At 69.9% G+C, this 19013-nt stretch carries 12 protein-coding genes and 3 CRISPR repeat arrays; of the genes, 2 read left to right on the plus strand and 10 right to left on the minus strand.

What is annotated here, in order from left to right; translation table 11 throughout:
- Positions 1–190: 190 nt before the first annotated feature.
- On the minus strand, positions 191–1024 hold the full coding sequence (gene istB, locus AMK29_RS31130) for an IS21-like element helper ATPase IstB (protein ID WP_073819327.1): 834 nt from the start codon (positions 1022–1024) through the stop codon (positions 191–193).
- Positions 1021–2673 carry an IS21 family transposase gene (istA, locus tag AMK29_RS31135; RefSeq protein ID WP_073819329.1) on the minus strand — a complete coding sequence of 551 codons (1653 nt, stop codon included), beginning with the start codon at positions 2671–2673 and terminating at the stop codon, positions 1021–1023. The genes istB and istA overlap by 4 nt, the downstream gene beginning before the upstream one ends.
- Positions 2674–3280: 607 nt before the next feature.
- Positions 3281–4953: a CRISPR direct-repeat array (repeat unit 29 nt; unit sequence GGGACCATCCCCGCGGGTGCGGGGAGCAG).
- Between the two features lie 213 nt (positions 4954–5166).
- Here istA and AMK29_RS31145 point away from each other — a divergent pair.
- Positions 5167–5430, plus strand: coding sequence for a hypothetical protein (locus AMK29_RS31145; RefSeq protein ID WP_073819333.1), 264 nt, complete (start codon positions 5167–5169; stop codon positions 5428–5430).
- A 2-nt stretch (positions 5431–5432) separates the two neighbouring features.
- On the plus strand, positions 5433–5804 hold the full coding sequence (locus AMK29_RS31150; protein ID WP_073819335.1) for a fic family toxin-antitoxin system, toxin component: 372 nt from the start codon (positions 5433–5435) through the stop codon (positions 5802–5804).
- Between the two features lie 171 nt (positions 5805–5975).
- Positions 5976–7651: a CRISPR direct-repeat array (repeat unit 29 nt; unit sequence GGGACCATCCCCGCGGGTGCGGGGAGCAG).
- Positions 7652–7743: 92 nt separating this feature from the next.
- On the opposite strand, the gene cas2e is transcribed toward AMK29_RS31150, so the two are convergent.
- The 8 genes from cas2e to AMK29_RS31190 are packed head-to-tail and all read right to left on the minus strand — an operon-like array spanning position 7744 to position 17091.
- Complete coding sequence (gene cas2e / locus AMK29_RS31155; RefSeq protein ID WP_073819338.1) at positions 7744–8100, minus strand: type I-E CRISPR-associated endoribonuclease Cas2e; 357 nt, start codon at positions 8098–8100, stop codon at positions 7744–7746.
- Positions 8097–9068: a type I-E CRISPR-associated endonuclease Cas1e gene (gene cas1e, locus AMK29_RS31160; RefSeq protein WP_073819340.1), complete on the minus strand. Its 972-nt coding sequence runs from the start codon at positions 9066–9068 to the stop codon at positions 8097–8099. Before cas1e ends, cas2e begins: the two co-directional genes overlap by 4 nt.
- Positions 9069–9072: 4 nt before the next feature.
- Positions 9073–9846: a type I-E CRISPR-associated protein Cas6/Cse3/CasE gene (cas6e, locus tag AMK29_RS31165; RefSeq protein ID WP_073819342.1), complete on the minus strand. Its 774-nt coding sequence runs from the start codon at positions 9844–9846 to the stop codon at positions 9073–9075.
- A complete protein-coding gene (cas5e, locus tag AMK29_RS31170) occupies positions 9846–10586 on the minus strand; it encodes a type I-E CRISPR-associated protein Cas5/CasD (protein WP_073819344.1) in 741 nt (246 codons plus the stop codon). The genes cas6e and cas5e overlap by 1 nt, the downstream gene beginning before the upstream one ends.
- A complete protein-coding gene (gene cas7e, locus AMK29_RS31175; protein WP_073819346.1) occupies positions 10583–11776 on the minus strand; it encodes a type I-E CRISPR-associated protein Cas7/Cse4/CasC in 1194 nt (397 codons plus the stop codon). Before cas7e ends, cas5e begins: the two co-directional genes overlap by 4 nt.
- Entirely contained in the window at positions 11773–12480 is a 708-nt protein-coding gene (casB, locus tag AMK29_RS31180; RefSeq protein ID WP_073819348.1) for a type I-E CRISPR-associated protein Cse2/CasB, read from the minus strand. Before casB ends, cas7e begins: the two co-directional genes overlap by 4 nt.
- The gene (casA, locus tag AMK29_RS31185; protein ID WP_073819350.1) at positions 12477–14168 is read right to left on the minus strand and encodes a type I-E CRISPR-associated protein Cse1/CasA; all 1692 of its coding nucleotides are present in this window, start codon (positions 14166–14168) and stop codon (positions 12477–12479) included. The genes casB and casA overlap by 4 nt, the downstream gene beginning before the upstream one ends.
- The gene (locus AMK29_RS31190) at positions 14161–17091 is read right to left on the minus strand and encodes a CRISPR-associated helicase/endonuclease Cas3 (protein ID WP_073819352.1); all 2931 of its coding nucleotides are present in this window, start codon (positions 17089–17091) and stop codon (positions 14161–14163) included. The genes casA and AMK29_RS31190 overlap by 8 nt, the downstream gene beginning before the upstream one ends.
- Positions 17092–17317: 226 nt before the next feature.
- Positions 17318–18716: a CRISPR direct-repeat array (repeat unit 29 nt; unit sequence CTGCTCCCCGCACCCGCGGGGATGGTCCC).
- The last annotated feature ends 297 nt before the right edge of the window (positions 18717–19013 follow it).

Consider the following 19013-nt stretch of genomic DNA (forward strand, 5'->3'; position numbering starts at 1 on the left):
TCTCTCAGTGAGCCGCTCGGGCCCCGCGCGGGGTCTCGCTTGTCGACCCTTCAATAGGCGGTGAGAGCGAGAGCTTCAGCCGTCGCTCTCACCGCGAGACCGCTCTCGTCAGGCGGTGGCAGTGTCGCCGTCGTCCCCGACGACCTGGCTTCTTTGAGCCGGTAGGCCTGGCGGTGGTCCGTTCTCGTGATCAGGCCGCAGCCGCTTTGCGCTTGGCTGTGGTGCTGGCGAGGCGGAAGGACTGGGTGCCGGTCTCGATGATGTGGGCCTCGAAGGTGAGCCTGTCGACGATGGCCTGGCAGAGCCGCTTGTCGGTGAAGGTCTGGTCCCACTCGGTGAACGGCCTGTTCGATGCGATCGCGATCGCGTGCCGTTCCTCGCGTTCGGTGAAGATCTGGAACAGCAGCTCGGCGCCGTGCCGGTCGAGCTTCACGTAGCCGAGCTCGTCCAGGCAGAGCAGGTCCACCCGGCCGTACTTCTTGATCGTGCGACCCAGCTGCTTGTCACTGGCGGCCTCGGCCAGCTCGTTCACCAGGTTCGCCGCGGTCGTGTAGCGGACGCGCCCGCCGGCCTCCGCGATCGCGGTGCCGAGCCCGATCAGCAGGTGGGACTTGCCGGTGCCGGAATCGCCGATCAGGCAGAGCGGGTTGCCGGCCTGGACCCAGGCGGGCTGGGCGAGGGTGTTGATAACCTCGGGCGGGACGTTGGGGTTCTTCGAGAAGTCGAAGTCCTCGATGCGCTTGTTGCGGGGGAAGCCCGCCTCTTTGACCCGGCGGAACTTGCGCCGCTCGTCGCGGTCCTCGCACTCGCTCTCCAGCAGCTCGGCCAGGAAGTCCGCGTAGGACGCGTGCTCGCGCAGGGCCTGGGCGGCGAACTCCTCCCAGCGGCCGCGGATCGTGGACAGGCCCAGGTTCCGGCAGGCCGCGTCGATCGTGGCCGACGGGTCGGCCCCGCGCTGAGCGGGCAGGCCGAAGGAGCCCCACCGCCCCGTGGTCGCCGGGGCGGAGGAGGTGCTCTGCGTCATGCTGAGCCTTTCGGTTGGATAGAGAGCAACTGGCCGTAGGCGGCCAGCGAGGGTTCCGGCCGGGTGTCCGGCGGCAGTTCAGGACGACGTGCGGGCAGGGAGATCACCCGTGCGGAGACGATGTCCTGGTCTTCGGGCCCGTCCTCGGCGGCAGCGGCGGTCGTCGGCGGGGCGATCACGACGGGCGGTGGTCCGCCGGCGGCGGCGACGGCCTTGCGGGCCTCGATCGCGACGAGGTCCGGGGAGACCGACCCGGCCTGGAGGACCGCGTTCATCCCCGCGATCACCGCTTCGCCGGGCAGCCGACGGTGCAATAGAAGGACGTCGATCAGGGCCCGGGTGCCTTCCGCCCGGCCTCTGGCTTCGCGGGCGGCCGCCCAGAACGCGTCGTGGACCGGGGTGAACAGCCCGCTTTCGCGGGCCGCGGCAAGGCCGGTGGAGTTCTCCAGGGCCCCGGGCTTGGTCCGCAGGATCTCCAGGTAGTGGTCGAGCAGGTCCCGGAAGCCGTAGCGGCCGGCCAGCCTCGGGTGGCGGACGACGAGCTCGTGCCGTTCGAAGACCCAGACCTCGTCCGCCCGCAGCGAGACGCGAACGTTCTGACCGATAAACCGGGCCGGCACCGAGTACTTGTTCTGGCGGACCGTGATCCGAGAGGTCTTGTCGACCTTCGGCGTGAGCGTCAGCCCGACGTCGAACTCCTCGAACGGCAACGGCGCCAGCAGCGGGGCCTCGTAGTCGAAGTCGAAGCCGACCGACGTGGGCCGGTTGTCGATGTGGCGGGCGTCCTCGGCCGCCTCGATCTGCTCGATCCGCGCGTTCAGATCGGCCAGCGTGTCGACGTCGGGGACCGGGACCAGGTGCGAGCGGCGAAACCGGCCGCCCTCGTGCTCGACCCCACCCTTCTCGTGGGCGCCCTCGATGCCGGGGCGGCAGTAGAACGCGTCGAATCCATAGTGCGACCGGAAGGCCACCCACCTCTGCGACTCCACCCGCGAGCGGCCGAAGCAGACCTGGGAGACCGCCGGCTTGAGGTTGTCGTAACGGATGTGCCTGGTCGGGACGCCTCCGAGGATCCGGAAGGCGTCCACGTGCCCCTGCATGAACGCTTCCTGTCCCGACGTGGAGAACACCCGGTGAACCGCCTTGCCCGAATACGACAGCCGCAGCGTGAACAGCTGGCACTGCATCGGCTTGCCGTCCACCCGCACCCAGACCTCGGCGAAGTCGACCTCGGCCTCCTCACCGGGCCGGTGGAACTGCGGAACCATGCCCTCGTGCATCATCCGGGCCCGGTCCGCCTCCTCCTTGATCTGAGGCCGACGGACCCGCAGGTAGTCGTTGAGGGTGGTGTAGGCGACGGCGGTGAAGCCGTACTCGTCGCGCAGTCGGTCCAGGATCCGTTTGTTGGTGTGCCGCTGCTTCGGCGGCGCGGTCAGATCCGACCGCAGCATCTCGTCGATCCAGCCCTTGGCCGGATCCAGCGCCGACCGGCGCATCACAGGCTCCTTGCGCTGGGGCGGCAACGCGCTGTCCAGGGCCTGGCGGACCACCCGGCGGTGGACCGCGTAACGGCGGGCCAGCTCGCGGACGGAGGCGTTCTCCAGCCTCCGGTCGCGGCGGATCCGCTCGAACAACTCAACACGCTGCAAAGCCCGGCCTCCTGACACGGCCGTAATCAAGTACTCACACAGCGTGATGCCGGGCTTGAACCCGGGTCAATACCGCACTACTCCAAACGAGTGCATCCCCGTCGTACCGACTGCCAGGTGGGGCCACTTCAAACCGTTCCGCGGTGGGGCCACACGAAGCCGTTCCCCCGGGGCCAAAAGAGGCCGTCCTAGACACGCGTCAACATCACGACAGGACCTCCAAGCCCCCAGAACGCTCGAGATGTGCCGTGGGCGCTGGAGATTCGCGACCCTGGCGACGGATCAACGCTGCGGTGCGCCGGCTTGCCTGGCGCGCAGTTCACCGTGGCAGGCCAGCGAATCAACTGGCGATGCACGGACAAGGATGGCCAGTTCGTCGGCAATGGCATTGGCAGCCCAACGCGCTCCGACGACAAGCCCTGGAGAGTCCTGTACGGTCCCGACGGCTCCTCGCAAGTAGGCGAGGCCGACATTCTGACCCTCTGGTACTAAGCGGCCTCGCACCCCGAGAGGTCGTCCGGCGCGCGCCCGATGGTGCTGAGGCGGACGATGGGAGTAGAGCCCGCCTGGGAAGCCGTCGCACGTTGCACCGGGCGGGCATCCTGCCGGGACCATCCCCACGGGGGCGGGGAGCAGTAACTGCGGCCGCCCGGCAGCGCGGGGTGGTGGGACCATCCCCGCAGGTGCGGGGAGCAGTCCTGGACGACCGGCTTTTTGCCTGCGGCGGCGGGATCCCCGGGGGTGCGGGGAGCAGGAGACCCGGCGGACCGCGGCGGCACTGTCCGTGGGACCATCCCCGCGGGTGCGGGGAGCCGGGGGCGGGATGAGCTTCGGGGCCGGGATGCCCGGGACCATCCCTGCGGGTGCGGGGAGCAGAAGGACGGCGTCGCGTTCCTGATGCCGGACGCGGGACCATCCCCGCGGGTGCGGGGAGCAGACCATCACCGGCCAGCCGGTGAAGAACATGGTGGGACCATCCCCGCAGGTGCGGGGAGCAGCTGCCCGCTGCCTACGTCCACCCCAGCACAGTGGGACCATCCCCGCGGGTGCGGGGAGCAGGAGGTCGGCGGCATGCTGACCGCGTCGTTCGAGGGACCATCCCCGCGCGTGCGGGGAGCAGGAGGTCGGCGGCATGCTGACTGCGTCGTTCGAGGGACCATCCCCGCGCGTGCGGGGAGGAGAGGTGCCGCTGACGGCTGCGGCTGCGTAGGCGGGGACCATCCCCGCGCGTGCGGGGAGCAGGTGGTTCTCCCGTTGCGGGTGCGGGCACGCGCGGGACCATCCCCGCGCGTGCGGGGAGCAGCCCAGGCCCCCACTCGCGCGGGGGCCTGGGGCGGGACCATCCCCGCGCGTGCGGGGAGCAGTAGCTGCGCGGGTCCTCCGGGGGGTTGCACGGGGGGACCATCCCCGCGCGTGCGGGGAGCAGCCCAGGCCCCCACTCGCGCGGGGGCCTGGGGCGGGACCATCCCCGCGCGTGCGGGGAGCAGGCGATGATCTCCGACGCCTTGTCCTCGTCACCGGGACCATCCCCGCGCGTGCGGGGAGCAGTGTGCGTCGTGGATCGCCATGCGTACGGAGTCGGGACCATCCCCGCGCGTGCGGGGAGCAGCTCATACGGATGAGGACCGACGTGCGGTCCGGGGGACCATCCCCGCGCGTGCGGGGAGCAGTCGGAGCCGCGGGCGTTGTTGCCGATGCGCTCGGGACCATCCCCGCGCGTGCGGGGAGCAGTAGGCCCGCGCGATCTTCGCCCGGTTCTCCGCGGGACCATCCCCGCGCGTGCGGGGAGCAGTACCTCGCCCGGTACGACCAGCGAAAGAGGACGGGCCATCCCCGCGCGTGCGGGGAGCAGTCGTGGAGAGTTCGGACATGATCTCGGCGATCGGGACCATCCCCGCGCGTGCGGGGAGCAGACCGACCCGTCGGCCCGGAAGAGCAGCTGACCGGGACCATCCCCGCGCGTGCGGGGAGCAGTCGAGAGCATCCCGAACGGTGGAGGCGACGGAGGGACCATCCCCGCGCGTGCGGGGAGCAGACGGGGTTGGTCCCGTCGTAGAGCCCGGTGAAGGGACCATCCCCGCGCGTGCGGGGAGCAGGGCGCCTCAGTCGGCGAAGGCCTCACCGAAGAGGGACCATCCCCGCGCGTGCGGGGAGCAGGGATGCGACCGCCACGTGCAGGCCATGCAGGTGGGACCATCCCCGCGCGTGCGGGGAGCAGCTCGCGCCGTGCATCATGGAGGTGCCAAGAAAGGGACCATCCCCGCGCGTGCGGGGAGCAGACTCCATGACCAGCAGTTTTCCTCCGGACCTAACCCGTTTCTCGCCACTTTCGAATATTCCGGCAAACCGCGCAATTTCTCGCCCCTGCATGGATGGTGACGATCGCGCGGCCACCACGTCGCTACGGCATCATCCCCGTCGGTGCGGAGGTGGGTGCAGTTGTAGGCCGTTGCCTTCTCGTGTACCTGCTACCACCCTGCTACCTTACTCTGTATGAGCACGAACAGGAAGCAGACCCAGCTCCGCCTGACACCCGACACACTCGCCGCCGGCAAGGACGCCGCAGCAGCCCGCGGACTGGACTTCAACCGGTACATCGAGCGCCTCATCGCCGAGGACACCACCGGCGCCCGAGCCGCCGGCATGACCGCCGCCCAAGCCCTGATCGACACCCACGGCGACTACCTCGACAATCTCGAAGCCCACCTCGACTCAAAGCCCCCCGCCACCCAGCAGGACCGCGGCGCCGCCGCGTGAGCATGTCCCTCCACATCGACCTCTCCTGGATCCTCGAAGTCACCGAACGCGCCGGCCGCGCTGACCCCGCCCCCGACGACCTCGGCGTACCCCTCGCCGCCGTCGCCCGCCACCAAGCCGAACTCCTCAACCAGCCCATCTACGACGGCCCCTACACCCGCGCCGCCGCCCTCGCCCACACCCTCGGACGCTGCCGCTGGCTCGAACGCTCCAACCTCACCGTCGCCTGCGCCGTCACCGTCATGTACCTCAACGCCAGCGGCATCCCCGCAAACCCCACCCGCGACCAACTCACCACCCTCGCCCACGAGCTCTACACCCCCCACACCACCACCGCCCGCATCGCAAAACTCCTCCGCACCTGGCAGCCCTAACCACTCCCACGCCGGGAGCAGCGCTGTACGTTCATTCGCCTTGACCCTCGCGGGACCATCCCCGCGCGTGCGGGGAGCAGAACGGCAGGAGCGGACCGAGCTGCGCGAGGAGGGGACCATCCCCGCGGATGCGGAGCAGGCCAGGCCCACCGGGAAGAGGCTGTACGAGCCGGGACCATCCCCGCGGGTGCGGGGAGCAGTCTTCCGCGCCGTTTTCAGGTCGGCCCGCGCCGGGACCATCCCCGCGGGTGCGGGGAGCAGCGGGCCGGGACTGCCCCGCACCGTTTGCGGTGGGGACCATCGCCGCGGGTGCGGGGAGCAGGCCGGACCGTTCACCGGCCCCCTCCCGGACCTGGGACCATCCCCGCGGGTGCGGGGAGCAGCCGAGCTTCTTGCTCTCCTCGTAGGCGGCCTGGGGACCATCCCCGCGGGTGCGGGGAGCAGTTCTTGTTCATGCCCTCACCTCAGACGATGCGGGGACCATCCCCGCGGGTGCGGGGAGCAGGTCGGAGGCCACACCCAACCTCGCTCCGCTCGGGGACCATCCCCGCGGGTGCGGGGAGCAGACGCGGAGCTTGTAGGTGCTGGCCGCGTTGGCGGGACCATCCCCGCGGGTGCGGGGAGCAGGTCGGCTGGCCGGCGGCCCACATGCCCGCGTGGGGACCATCCCCGCGGGTGCGGGGAGCAGCCGCGTCCGCCGGCCAAGGTGGTGTTCGCGGAGGGACCATCCCCGCGGGTGCGGGGAGCAGGACGGGTTGCCCCAGCGGCTGCGGGCGGAGGCGGGACCATCCCCGCGGGTGCGGGGAGCAGTTCGGGGCGATCAGGTTGTGAACGCCGGGCGAGGGACCATCCCCGCGGGTGCGGGGAGCAGCACTGCCACCAGGACCAGCCTTCGGCAGGGCCGGGACCATCCCCGCGGGTGCGGGGAGCAGCAGATGTACTTAACCGAGTTACCCCGGTTGAAGGGACCATCCCCGCGGGTGCGGGGAGCAGCGGGTTGCTGGCAGGCAGAGGGACGCCCCGCCGGGACCATCCCCGCGGGTGCGGGGAGCAGCACGTCACGGTGGATGTCATCGGGACGCCGTGGGGACCATCCCCGCGGGTGCGGGGAGCAGTTGAAGACGTCCCGGTCGCCGCTGCCGGCGTGGGGACCATCCCCGCGGGTGCGGGGAGCAGGTCTTGCGTCGGAACACGCAGCAAGCGAGCGGGGGACCATCCCCGCGGGTGCGGGGAGCAGTCGCTTGTCATCCGCCAGCTCGGCCTTCCCGAGGGACCATCCCCGCGGGTGCGGGGAGCAGATCTTGGCGCGGTGGGCGGCGAGCTGCTCGGGGGGACCATCCCCGCGGGTGCGGGGAGCAGGCTCGCACGTTGCATCCCGCCTCTCCTCGTCAGGGACCATCCCCGCGGGTGCGGGGAGCAGCTGTGCCGGTACGCCAGTTGCGGCCGTCTCCCGGGACCATCCCCGCGGGTGCGGGGAGCAGAGGGCCGCCGGCGGCCCGGAGGCTTCGGGACAGGGACCATCCCCGCGGGTGCGGGGAGCAGGACATCGAGACGATCCAGCTCTCGGCCGGCGCGGGACCATCCCCGCGGGTGCGGGGAGCAGTGTTTGAGGATGATCTTCGCAGCGGCGGCGTTGGGACCATCCCCGCGGGTGCGGGGAGCAGAACGGAGACGTGCGCGGCCTGCGTGCCTACCTGGGACCATCCCCGCGGGTGCGGGGAGCAGGAGAGCTGGAGCGGCCGCCGGGTGACGAACTTGGGACCATCCCCGCGGGTGCGGGGAGCAGCCCACCGACTGGGCCGTCTTCCCGTACGACGAGGGACCATCCCCGCGGGTGCGGGGAGCAGACTCCGTGACCTGCGTTTTTAGAGCGGTCCACTCTTCTTCCGCGCCACTTTCGCTGCATCCGACATATCGAACGAAAGGTGCGTTTCCTTGCTCACGATCTTCCGAAACGGCGCCGTTTCGATGCCTTGCTCCAGCCTGGTTTCGGTGGCGTGTCGCTTGTCCTCTCGGCGCTTCCTGCCTTCGGGCGGCGGATCAGCGTGAGGCCCTCATGTTCGACGGGGTGCCAGACGTGATCGAAGGTACGGAAGGCGAAGCCCTGCTCATTATTGGTGGTGTGGGCGAGGAGGGCTCGGCCCTGGTCGGCGTACTGCTGGACTTCGTGCCAGAGGATGTCGCGGATTCGGGCGGAGGGATTTCCGATGAAGACGCCTGCGGAGATTTCGAGAAGCCAGCGGGTCAGGAAGCCTCTCAGTCCGGGTGGGCAGTTGGTCAGGACGATCACGGTCACCAGGTCATCGCCCCGTCCTCACCACCGTCTGATCCGTAGTTGAGTCCGGCCGCGACTCGTTGGTCTCTGTCGCTTTGGAGTGTGACGACGTCTCCATCGGCAGCAACAGTTGGGCCGGAGTCGGCGGGCGGGAGCAGCAGGCGTTTGATGTCGTCGACGCAGCGATCGAGCAGGAATGTCTCGCGGATGCGGTCGCGAAGGGCCCGGCGTGTGCGGGAGGCGACATCCTCCTCGTCCTGGCCCGCGATGTCGAAGGCCAGGGGGATGCCGATTTCGGTCTTGTAGAGGTCGGCGATGTCCAGGACGAAGGAGAGCTCGTGGCCTGAGTGGATGAAGCCGAGTGCCGGACTGCAGCCGAGGGAGGCGACGACCGCGTGCGCGATGCCGTACATGCATTGCGCTGCGGCAGTGATGGCCTGGTTGACGGGGTCACCGGCAGAGAAGTCGCCTGGCACGTACCTGCGGCCGCGCCACGGTACTGCGGTGCGGGCGGCCTGGGCTCGGTAGCAGGCTTTGACCCGGGTCCCTTCCCTGCCCAGGAGTTCGCGGCGGGTCAGTCCCTCGGGATCTTCGTCGGGGAACCGGAGGCGGTACATGGCCCGTGCGACGGCGAGGCGTGAACGTGGGTTCGCCCATTGGGTCGCCTGTGCTTCCGCAAGGGCAGAGGACCGGGTCAGGGCGCGGCCGCCGGCGTAGTAGCGCACGCCTTGCTCGCCTACCCAGGCGACAGCGGCTCCGGTTTCTCCCAGGACGCTCATGGCCTGGTGGGTGATGCGGGTTCCGGGGCCGAGCAGCAGGGTGCCGATGGTTGCCGAGGGGATGTGGGTGGTGCCGTCGGCGTCTTCGGCGGTGATGGCGTTGGCGTCCCGGTGCACGGTGCAGCGCTCCAGATAGATGAAGGAGAGCCGTTCGCCGGTGCGGGTGAGGTCGCGAGGGGTGAGTGCTGCGCGTCGGGAGACTGTCGTCACGAGGTCACTCCGCCGGCAGGGGCGCGAGTGTCATGAGGCCGCAGCCGTATGCCTTGGCCTTGCCCAGTCCGCTGGTGAGGGTGCGGCGCATGGCGGCGGGGTCGGTGATCTCGAGGCGGCCGTCGAAGGTGACGGTGACAAGGCTGACCGGGCTTTGGCGTGGGGCCCCGGCGTTGCGGGATTTATCGAAGGCGAGGGCCCGGTGGTCACGGACGGTCAGTTCGTAGCGATCTCCATGATGGGGGTGTTTGTGGTGCGTGGTGCCTGCGGGCAGCAGCCGCCTGTCGTCCGGCTTCTCGAGGATGCGGAATCCGGAGCGCTCCTGGCGGTCAGGGTCGAGAAGCCAGCCCATCTGATGGATCGGGGTCAGGTGTGCGGTGCGTTTGCGCGGTTCGTCACTGGTGCGTCGGATGTGGTGGACGGGGTTGGCCGTCAACCGGAAGTTCCAGCGTTCTCCCTTGGCCAGGCGGTCCAGGAGCGGTGCGTAGGGGCGGGTCTGCCAGCCCGGGGAGTCCGAGGTGGCGACTGCCGGCCATCCGGCCTGTTCCACGAGGTGGGTGAGGTCGGGCAGGTCCGGGCTGACGACGAAGAGCATGACCTCGGCGCGTGCGTTCTGGTCGAGGCGCCACAGCACCCGCTGTCCATTGGATTCCGGGCCGTCCGTAGGCAGCAGGGCGGGGAAGGAGGACATGACGGCCGCATGCAGCGCCTGGGGTGAGGCGAGCAGACGGCGGGAGCCGGGGCGCGCGGTGTTGATGCGGAAGCGGGTCAGGTACATCAGGCGCTCGTTTCTTCTTCCAGAGCGGCGAAGGGGTCGTGCGGGGTGGCCGTGGGCCGGGTCTTGCGGGTGGCTGCGGCATCGTTGGGAACCGTCACTTCTCTGCGCACGACGGTGCGCAGGGCGTGGCGGCGGTGTTCGGTGGCGAAGCTGACCGGCTGGTCGCGCAGGACGTCGCCGCTGGTGTCGTCCGGGCTTGCCTCGTGGAGTACGGCCAGTTTCACGGCGGCTTCGTCGCGGTGTTGTCGGCGGTACCAGGCGGAGGCTTGCCACGGTTCGTCGCGCAGGGCCTGCAGGAGGTCCGGGCCGTGGTGGAGGTGGAGGTCGACCGGGTGGGCCGGTGGGCATGAGCGGCGCCCGAGGAACGGTGCGTATACCGGTGTGCGCAGGGCGGCGTGGAGGTCGGTGAGGAGTTCGTGGTCGCCTTCGAGTGCGGCGACGAATACGGCGTCGGCGAGGTAGTAGCGCTCGGAGAGCGGCATGGATTTGCCGGTGACTGCGTGGTGGGCTGTCTGGAAGTCCCGTAGACGGGCGCCGGGCTGGTCGATCCGTACGCCGAACCGCAGCGCCGCGAGGCGTCGGAGACTTTCGTCGTCGCCTCGTTGAATGCCTTTGGCTGCGGCGAGCAGGCCGATGATGCCGCTTTTGGTCGGGGCGGATTCGGTGGTGCGGCGGGCGAAGCGGGCAGAGGCCCCCCACGACTGCAGGGGGCCGGCGAGCTTGAGGGTGAGGACGCTCATTCGGGCTTCTCCAGCCGTTCTGCGACGGCCTGGCCCACGGCGGCGACGAGGTCGCCGATCTTTTCGGTCTCGGTGCCGATGCCGGCGAGCTTGTGTGTGCTCGGGCCGACCCGCAGAACCCAGGTGAGGGTGGAGTCTTCGTCGCCGTATGCCCGCTCGATGTCCGGGATGTACTCCGCGAGCCGTTCGCATGCCTCTCGGACGTGCCCGCCCTGGTCGCCGCGTACCGGGTCTTCGAAGGCGGCGACGAAGCTGATGGGGCGGGTGGTGCGAAGTTTGACGACGACCGCGTCCGGGAGGGTGTGGTGCCCGAAGGTGTTGATCTTTCCCTTGGGTAGGGAGGAGACGAAACCGCGGACGAACGCTTCGACGGCGCGGCGGACCGGCGTGGTCAGCGGCTCGTCCTCACGCAGGCCCTGGCCGAGATTCTCGGCCAGCTGGTGTACGCCGAGCGCCGCGTAGCGGTAGAGCGTGGCGGAGTTGAAGTCGACGGTCCCGATCATGCCCGCACCGGGTTCCGCATCGGTGTTCTTGTCGTCGACGGCCGTGTAATAGTCCGACTCGTTCTCGACACGGTGCACGCTGATCGCATGGGCGACCTGGGCGGCGGCGTCGACGCTGATGTCGGCGACGTCGGCGACCATGCGGCCGAACAGCGCGATGTCGACGGAGTGGGAGGTGTCGGCGATCTGCTTGGCGCGCGCCTTGTTCTCCTTGTCCTTCAGGTAGGCCTTGATGTCGGCGGCGCCTTCGACGGCCAGGCGGGCCAGTCCGTCAAGCTGGCGGGCGCTGAGGAAAACCAGGTACTTCGCCTCGGGCAGGGGGTCGCTCTCCCCGTCCTTGGCCGCGGCCGCCTTGCGCTTGGGCACCTCGATCTTCAGGCCGGTGGCCTGGACGACCTCCGCGGCGAGCTGCTGTGCCAGCTCTCCTTCCAGTGCCGGGTCGATCGCGCCGATGCGGGTGGCGAGGACTTCCACGACCTTCTTCGTCCGCACACCGAGCTCGCTGGGATCGAGCAGGTGCTCGTCCTCGAAGTACTCGCGGGTCGCGCGCTTCCAGGCCTGGCTGGAGACGCGGGCACGTGGCACTCCCCCGTACACGGCGGACTTGGGGGCGCCGGTGTCGTCCCGGTTCAAATTGCTGGGCGGTACGGTCTGCAGGGCGTGCACGTCGAGGAAGATGCGGTTCACGAAGCGTCCTTGTCGATTGGAGCGGTGGGGTTGAGAGCTTCGGCGCCTGCGGCGGAATATCCGGCCGCGGGTGTGCGCCGGAGCTCGTTGTCCTCCCGCCAGGCGTGGAAAGAACGGCCCCACTCGGTGCGCACGGTGTCCGCGCCGCCGGGCCATTGCCATTGGTAGAGCTGCCCGGCGAGCAGCCCGTAGTCGAGAGCGGCTTCCGTGCGGCGCAGGAAGGTGACGATGTCCCGCAGTCGCTGGGCCAGGACCGTCAGGTTCGGTGCGCTGCCCGCGCGTACCAGCCGCTTGCGCAGAGGCTCGTCGATCTCGTCCGGTTTCATCAGCCGGTGTACTGCGGCTCCTAGGCCCCGGGGGCGTTCGCGGCGGTGTGTCTGGTGCATGGCGCTGCCGCGGCCTTGCTGGTGCACGGCCCACAGGGTGAGGGCGACATGGACGGCGTCGTCGGCCCGTACCAGTTCGCGTTCGCTCAGCGGCTTGCCGTCACGGCGTACCTCGTGCAGCGGGGCGGTGTCGATGAGGTTCCACAGGTCGGGCAGCTGGCCGGCGTCGCGGCCGGCGCCCCGGCGCAGCCGGGCCAGTGCGGCGACCGCGTTCGCCTCGTCGGCGAGGTAGCTCGCCTGCCAGCTGCTGATGCGCCGGTGGGCGAGCTGGGCGACCAGCTCGCGAACCGGGGCGGGGGCCGTGGTGATGGTCGTCATGCCTGCACCTTCTGGGAGGGGCCCGTCGGCGCGGGAGCTGCCGCGTTCGGGGACTGGTCGGAGTAGGGGTGGCCCAGTGCTTCTCCGAGCCGGGATGTGAATCGCGTGCGCGCGAGCGACGAGTTGAGCCATACGCTCCCCTGCTTGGCCGGCACTGTGCGGCCCTGCCATGCCGCCTCGCCCGCGTCGGCGATCAGCCGTTCACCGAGACCGGCGGCGATCCGGTATACCTGGCGCTGCCACACCGTGCGCTGCTCGTAGGGGTCATCTGCTGAGCCCAGGCCGGACAGCCACATGCGGTAGGGGCCCTCGAGAGCGCCGAAGGCGCGGTCACGCGCCGCGACCCTGGGAGTGTCGTTGTCCTTGCCCGCCGCGCGCTGCAGGTCGGAGGCCAGGTCACCGAGTGCTCTGACCGCCTGATCGGCGTCGGTGACGGCGTCGATCGCCTGCTGGGCGTATTCACGGTCCTGCCGGTGCAGCAGGACCACGGCCATAGCCAGATGGTCGTCGACCACCTCGTCTACAACGGACTGCTTGGTGCCGTACTGGGCGCCGATGATCCGGGCCCGGAGGAGGAAACCTCGTGGGAGCTCGCCCTCGGTCACCAGGCGGGCGATCCACTCCAGGATCCCCGGACGCAGCAGACCGGGCACATTCGACCCAGCTGTCACGGCTTGCGCCCGGTCCGCGATCAGTGAGGCCAGGCCCCGCCACGCGGACCGCTCCGGGTCGTGCTCGCGTGGCATGTAGACGAGAGCTTCACCGTGCTTTTTCTCCTGCGCCTCGCTGCGCCGCCAGGCGGTCATCGGTTCGTGCACGTGCCTGTTGCGCGGGTGCAGCGGATCGCCGTAGCCGAGAACCACTCCGTAGGCGCCCTCGGCGTCGACGTGCAGCCGCAGACGCCGGCTCTGCCAGGTGTACAGGTCCCGCACCCCGGTCGGGGTGCGCTCCACACCGCCGGGTCCGCTCGGGGCGCGGCGCCACGCGGGCAGGTCACCGGACTCGAAACGAAGGCCGCTGGTGTCGGCTGCCACGAGGTTGAGCAGCAGCGTCTCGCGCAGGTTGCGGCCCTCGACGAACACACCGCCGAGATTGCCGGCCCACCCCGCACCCAGGGGATAGACCTTGCCGTCTTTGGTCCGGGGGTCTCCCTCAACACCGCTCTTGATGCCAGAGGTGTCGTAGGCGTGCGCGTGGACGACCCACCGAGCGGCTTCGGCAAAACTCAGCCTTTTGACCATAGGCATCCGGGCGGTGAAGAACGGCTCGCCGTTTGGAACGTCCGCCACGATCCGGTTCAGCGAGAAAACCTCATCCTTCGCCGTACGCAGCCCGGCCGTCTGGAAGAACGGGGCCTTGGCGTGCAGGAGGTCGAACCGGTCCCGGTAGGTGTCGAGGTAGCCGTCCACGCGGCTGAGGCACTGCGGATCGTTCCACAGCAGCGACCACTCCTCGACGTCCGCCGGCCCCTCGAACGCGTCGTGGGCGATGGCCAGCAGCAGCCGCACCAGGGCGAACTCCTGGGTCGGCAGGTCCCCCGTGATCCGGCGCAGCTCCCCCGCCCGAGCGAAGACCTCACGCAGCGACAGCTCCTCCTGAACGCCGTCCAGCCGGAGCACCTCGACCCACGGCAGTGTCGTCAGGTCGAACGACAGCCTCTCTGAGCCGAGTTCAGTGGATTCAGGCACGGGTCACCTCGAGTCCGTCGGTCCTGCTGTACCGGAGGGAGAAGCCTGCCAGCCGGGTCTGACAATCCTCATCGAGCGCGAGAATCAGCTGCCCGGCGAGCCAGTGACTGTCCTTCACCTGCCACGCGGGCACGTACAGTTTCTCCAGCTCGGCGATAGCCCGGTCCATGACCTCGGCGTACGAGAACTGGATCGGCAGGCGCAGTCCGCTCGCCGCCGCCGTACGCGCCGCGAGCGGCGCCGGGACCTGGTCCTGCGGCAGGACCAGCCCGCCGATCTGCTTGCCGTGGCGGTCCTGAGCCAGCCACGGCACCGTCGTCAGCACCCCGTCGGCACGCCGCTGGACCACGACGACCTCCAGGCTCTCGCGGCTGTCACGGACCTGAGCGCGCCCGGCCCGCGTGTCATCCGCGTCCCCAGCGCCCGCGGCCACCCATCCGAACAGTGGCCTGCCCGCCTTGCCGACCTCGTCGAGCCGGAACGTCGCCGCCCGGTCGGCTTGATCCGCCCGACGCTCCTCATGCCTGGCCAGCGCCTCAGCAAGCGCATCCGCCCACTCCTCCGGCCCCGCAGGACCGTCCGCGTAGGCGCTCTGCACCAGCGGGCTGATGTCCTCCGGGAGCCGCACCGGGCGCCCCGGCCCGCCATCAAGGTGGGGCAGCAGAGCCGCCGCGGACCTCAGCAGGGCATAGGCCCCGTACACGGCGACCGACCCCCGCACAGGAGCCGGCACGCCCCCGTCCCAGTCCACCCCCGTCACCAGACACCGCGCCTCACGCAACCGCGGCGGACGCTCCGCCTGCTCCGCTCCACGCTGATGCCGGTGAAGACGCCCCATACGCTGAAGCAACAGGTCAACCGGGCAAAGATCCGTGACGAGAAGGTCGAAATCAACATCAAGGGACTGCTCCGCGACCTGGCTGGCGACCACGATATGCGGCCCCACGGGCCGGTCGGGCGCCTTATCCGGCGGCCCGAAACGCCTCAGCAGCGCCGCGTCGTTCGCCGCACGGTCGATGTCGAGGAAACAGGAGTGCGCGACAGTGACACGGTCCTCGCCGAACCTCGCCCGCAGCGCCCGTGCCGTCTCCAGCACCCGGCTGACCGTGTTCCGCACCACCAGGACGCAGCCACCTCCGCTGAGCTCCGCCTCCAGCCGGTCTCCGAGAACCTCCAGACCGTCCTCGAGACGCTCCAGCCGGACAGGCGCACCCCGGCCAGAGGACACCGGTCGGCGCATCACAGGTTCGCCGCCCCGAATCACCGCTGTCAGCAGCGGATAGTCACCGGCCGCCGCGACTGCTTCAAACGCCGCAGCCGCCGGCCCCTGAATGCTGGGCCCGGCGTACGCCTTCACCAGTTCCCGGCGACGGCCCGCCGGCAGCGTGGCAGACAGCACCATGACAGGCACCCCGTACGCGCCGAGCCACGACAGGACCCGGTCGAGGTAGACACTCATGTACGCGTCGTACGCATGGGCCTCGTCGATGACGACGACCTTCCCGGCCACCGCCAGGTGCCGCAGCGCCAGATGCTTGCTCTTGAGACCTGCGAACAGCAGCTGGTCCACGGTGCCCGCGACAAAGGAGGACAGCATCGCCTTCTTCCGCCCCCGCAACCAGGCATGTGCCACCAGGTCCGCCGGGGCACTACGACCGCTGTCTCCCGGCCGCCACACCACACCCTGCGGCGCGTCAGCATCAACCGCCACCACAGGCCGCGTACCGCGCATGAGGTCGGCGAAGTCATCGTTCAACGCGGCTTTAGAGTGAGCCAGCAGCACCGAGTGCCGTGTGCCCTCCCGGGCAGGCAATCTCCTCAGCCAGCTCAGCAGCCGGGGAAACATCGCACTCCCCGTAGCCATCGTCGGCAGCGCGAAGAACACACCACCCGCACCCGACCGGGCCGCGAAGATCTCCGCCACAGCAAGCGCTGCCTCGGTCTTCCCCTCCCCCATCGGCGCCTCAATGACCATCAGCCCCGGCTCCGCCATGGACCGGGCCAGCTCTACAGCCGCCTCTTGCACAGGCCGTACTTTCGCCTCCGACGGAAGAGCGAACCGGGAAGCGAATAGCTCCTGAGCATCCTCGTCCGGCTCCTCTGGGCACCAGGCCTGCGGCAGATCGAGGCCGCGCCACGCCGCGGCCGCACGCTCTGCACCGCTCCGGGAAACGTCTTGCGGGTAGTACGGAAAGAGATCCGGGTTGCTCGCGATCCAGTCGGAGACGATCACCAGCGCCGTCAGCAGCACCTGCACAGGCTGCGGCAATCGCACCGCACCCCAAGCCCCCAGTCGGTCCCGCACACCGAACTCGTCCGCACAGGCATCCAGCAGTTCATCCTGAACCCGCCGCCACAGAGCACGGCTCTTCCCCGGCGTACGCAGCAGCTGACCACGACTGTCCAACGCAGTGATCTGACCGTGCTCGGGCGGCACCCCATGATGCCCGCCCACCACGACCGTGAACTGCCCACACTGCCGAGCCGCCCAGCCACACTGCTCCTCAAGCCACTCCCCCAGCAACGCCTGTCCTGCAAGCCCATGCGGCGCCAACCTGCGATCAGGCCCCATAGCCCCCTGCGACTTCATTTCCAGGCCCTGCACCCGCATCCGGTCAGCAAGCTGCTCCACCTGACACGCGAACGCCGGAGTCGCCTTCCCGATGTCATGCACACCCGCCAGCCACACCGTCAGCAGCCGGCCATCAGCCTCTCCACCCGGAAGCGCCGCGCCGATCAGACCACGCACACGCGCAGGCAGCCACCGGTCCCACAGCAAGCCCGCCACTGCAGCACTGTCCTCGATGTGCTGCCAGAGAGGCAGCCACCCATCGGAGTCCCTGTCATGCTTGGCCCACACCACCAACGCCGGCCCGGCAAGCCGCCCCCTGAGGCCTGAACGCCCCGCCCCCACGCTTGTCATGCCAGATGACTACCGGCATATTCCGGCAAGTGATGGCCATATGGCGAAAACAGCCAAGATCTCATCCAGTTTCCTCGATCTGGAGCCTCGAAGCGCGCCGACTGCTTAGCCTGAGCGGTTGACGATCAGACCAATGAAACGAATGGGCTGCTTGGGCGAATTGCCGGATGCAGTGAAACTGGTTGAGAACCGGCTCCAGGCCACAGAAGAGGGCAGGTCAAGCAGTCTGCTCCCCGCACCCGCGGGGATGGTCCCTGGCTGATGGGGCCCATCCGGGACGCGATCGCCTGCTCCCCGCACCCGCGGGGATGGTCCCGTCCCAGTGACCACCCCAACCCGCGATGGCGTCTGCTCCCCGCACCCGCGGGGATGGTCCCGTGTTGTCCGCGGTCGTGGCCGACGCGGAGAACTGCTCCCCGCACCCGCGGGGATGGTCCCTCCATCGGCTGTGTCGGTCTCTGGCAGATCAACTGCTCCCCGCACCCGCGGGGATGGTCCCACGCAGCCCAGCGCCAGGTTCCCGGTCAGCGGCTGCTCCCCGCACCCGCGGGGATGGTCCTTCCATGTCGCTGTCGTCGTCGGGCTCGATGACCTGCTCCCCGCACCCGCGGGGATGGTCCCTGGATCCGGCGCATGGAACGCGCGTACGGGTACTGCTCCCCGCACCCGCGGGGATGGTCCCCACCTCCAGCAGGAACTGCTCCGCCACCCCGACTGCTCCCCGCACCCGCGGGGATGGTCCCGACGTGATCCGACACCTGATGGTCGTCGGCTCCTGCTCCCCGCACCCGCGGGGATGGTCCCCGGGATGAGCGGACGATGTGCGTCGTCGAAAACTGCTCCCCGCACCCGCGGGGATGGTCCCTTGCGGCGCGGAGCCGTCCGGGCGCGCGGGTTCTGCTCCCCGCACCCGCGGGGATCGTCCCAAGCCGATCAACACCGCAACGCAGGTGTGGGACTGCTCCCCGCACCCGCGGGGATGGTCCCTGGCTCCGCGTCACCTTCGCCCCCCTGGTGGTGCTGCTCCCCGCACCCGCGGGGATGGTCCCTGTTCCGGACGCTGCCGCTGCGGATCTTCCGCCTGCTCCCCGCACCCGCGGGGATGGTCCCTTCTCCCCCGGGCCGCGCTCGATCGGCCGGTGCTGCTCCCCGCACCCCCGGGGATGGTCCCACCTGGCGCAGCAGAGCGGAGTCGGTGATGGCCTGCTCCCCGCACCCGCGGGGATGGTCCCACCGAGGGCGACTTCGTGATCAGGGAGACCATCTGCTCCCCGCACCCGCAGGAGAAGTTCTGCTCCCCGCACCCGCGGGGATGGTCCCACGAGCGCGCCGCGCTTCGGTCTCACGGCCGGCTGCTCCCCGCACCCGCGGGGATGGTCCCTACCTGACCTTGTCCAGCAACGGCGTGCCCGTCTGCTCCCCCGCCCCGCGGGGATGGTCCCTGGATGTCGGCGAGGAACGTGGTGCTCGCGTCCTGCTCCCCGCACTCGCGGAGAGGGTCCCTGGCCGCCGTCCTCGACCTTGAACGTCTGAGACTGCTCCCCGCACCCGCGGGGATGGTCCCGGGATCATGCTCCACCACACCGTCACCCCCAACTGCTCCCCGCACCCGCGGGGATGGTCCCGACCGCCGCGCCGAGGTGAAGAGGCTTGAGCGCTGCTCCCCTGCACCCGCGGGGATGGTCCCCTCAGCTATCTCGTGGGGTAGTACCTGGGTACCTGCTCCCCGCACCCGCGGGATGATCCCTGTGGCTCGCAGCGGTCGGTTTGTAGGTGAAGCTGCTCCCGCACCCGCGGGGATGGCCCCGAACCCGCAAGAAGGCGGGCCAGGCCGTCCTCTGCTCCACGCACCCGCGAAAAGACGAGGCGGTCATTCTCGGCAGGTCGTTGCTGCCCTGGGCACGCTGTAGCCCGGCACAAGA

Origin of the sequence: Streptomyces sp. CB02261, from assembly GCF_001905665.1 — a bacterium.
Classification (GTDB): Bacteria; Actinomycetota; Actinomycetes; order Streptomycetales; family Streptomycetaceae; genus Streptomyces.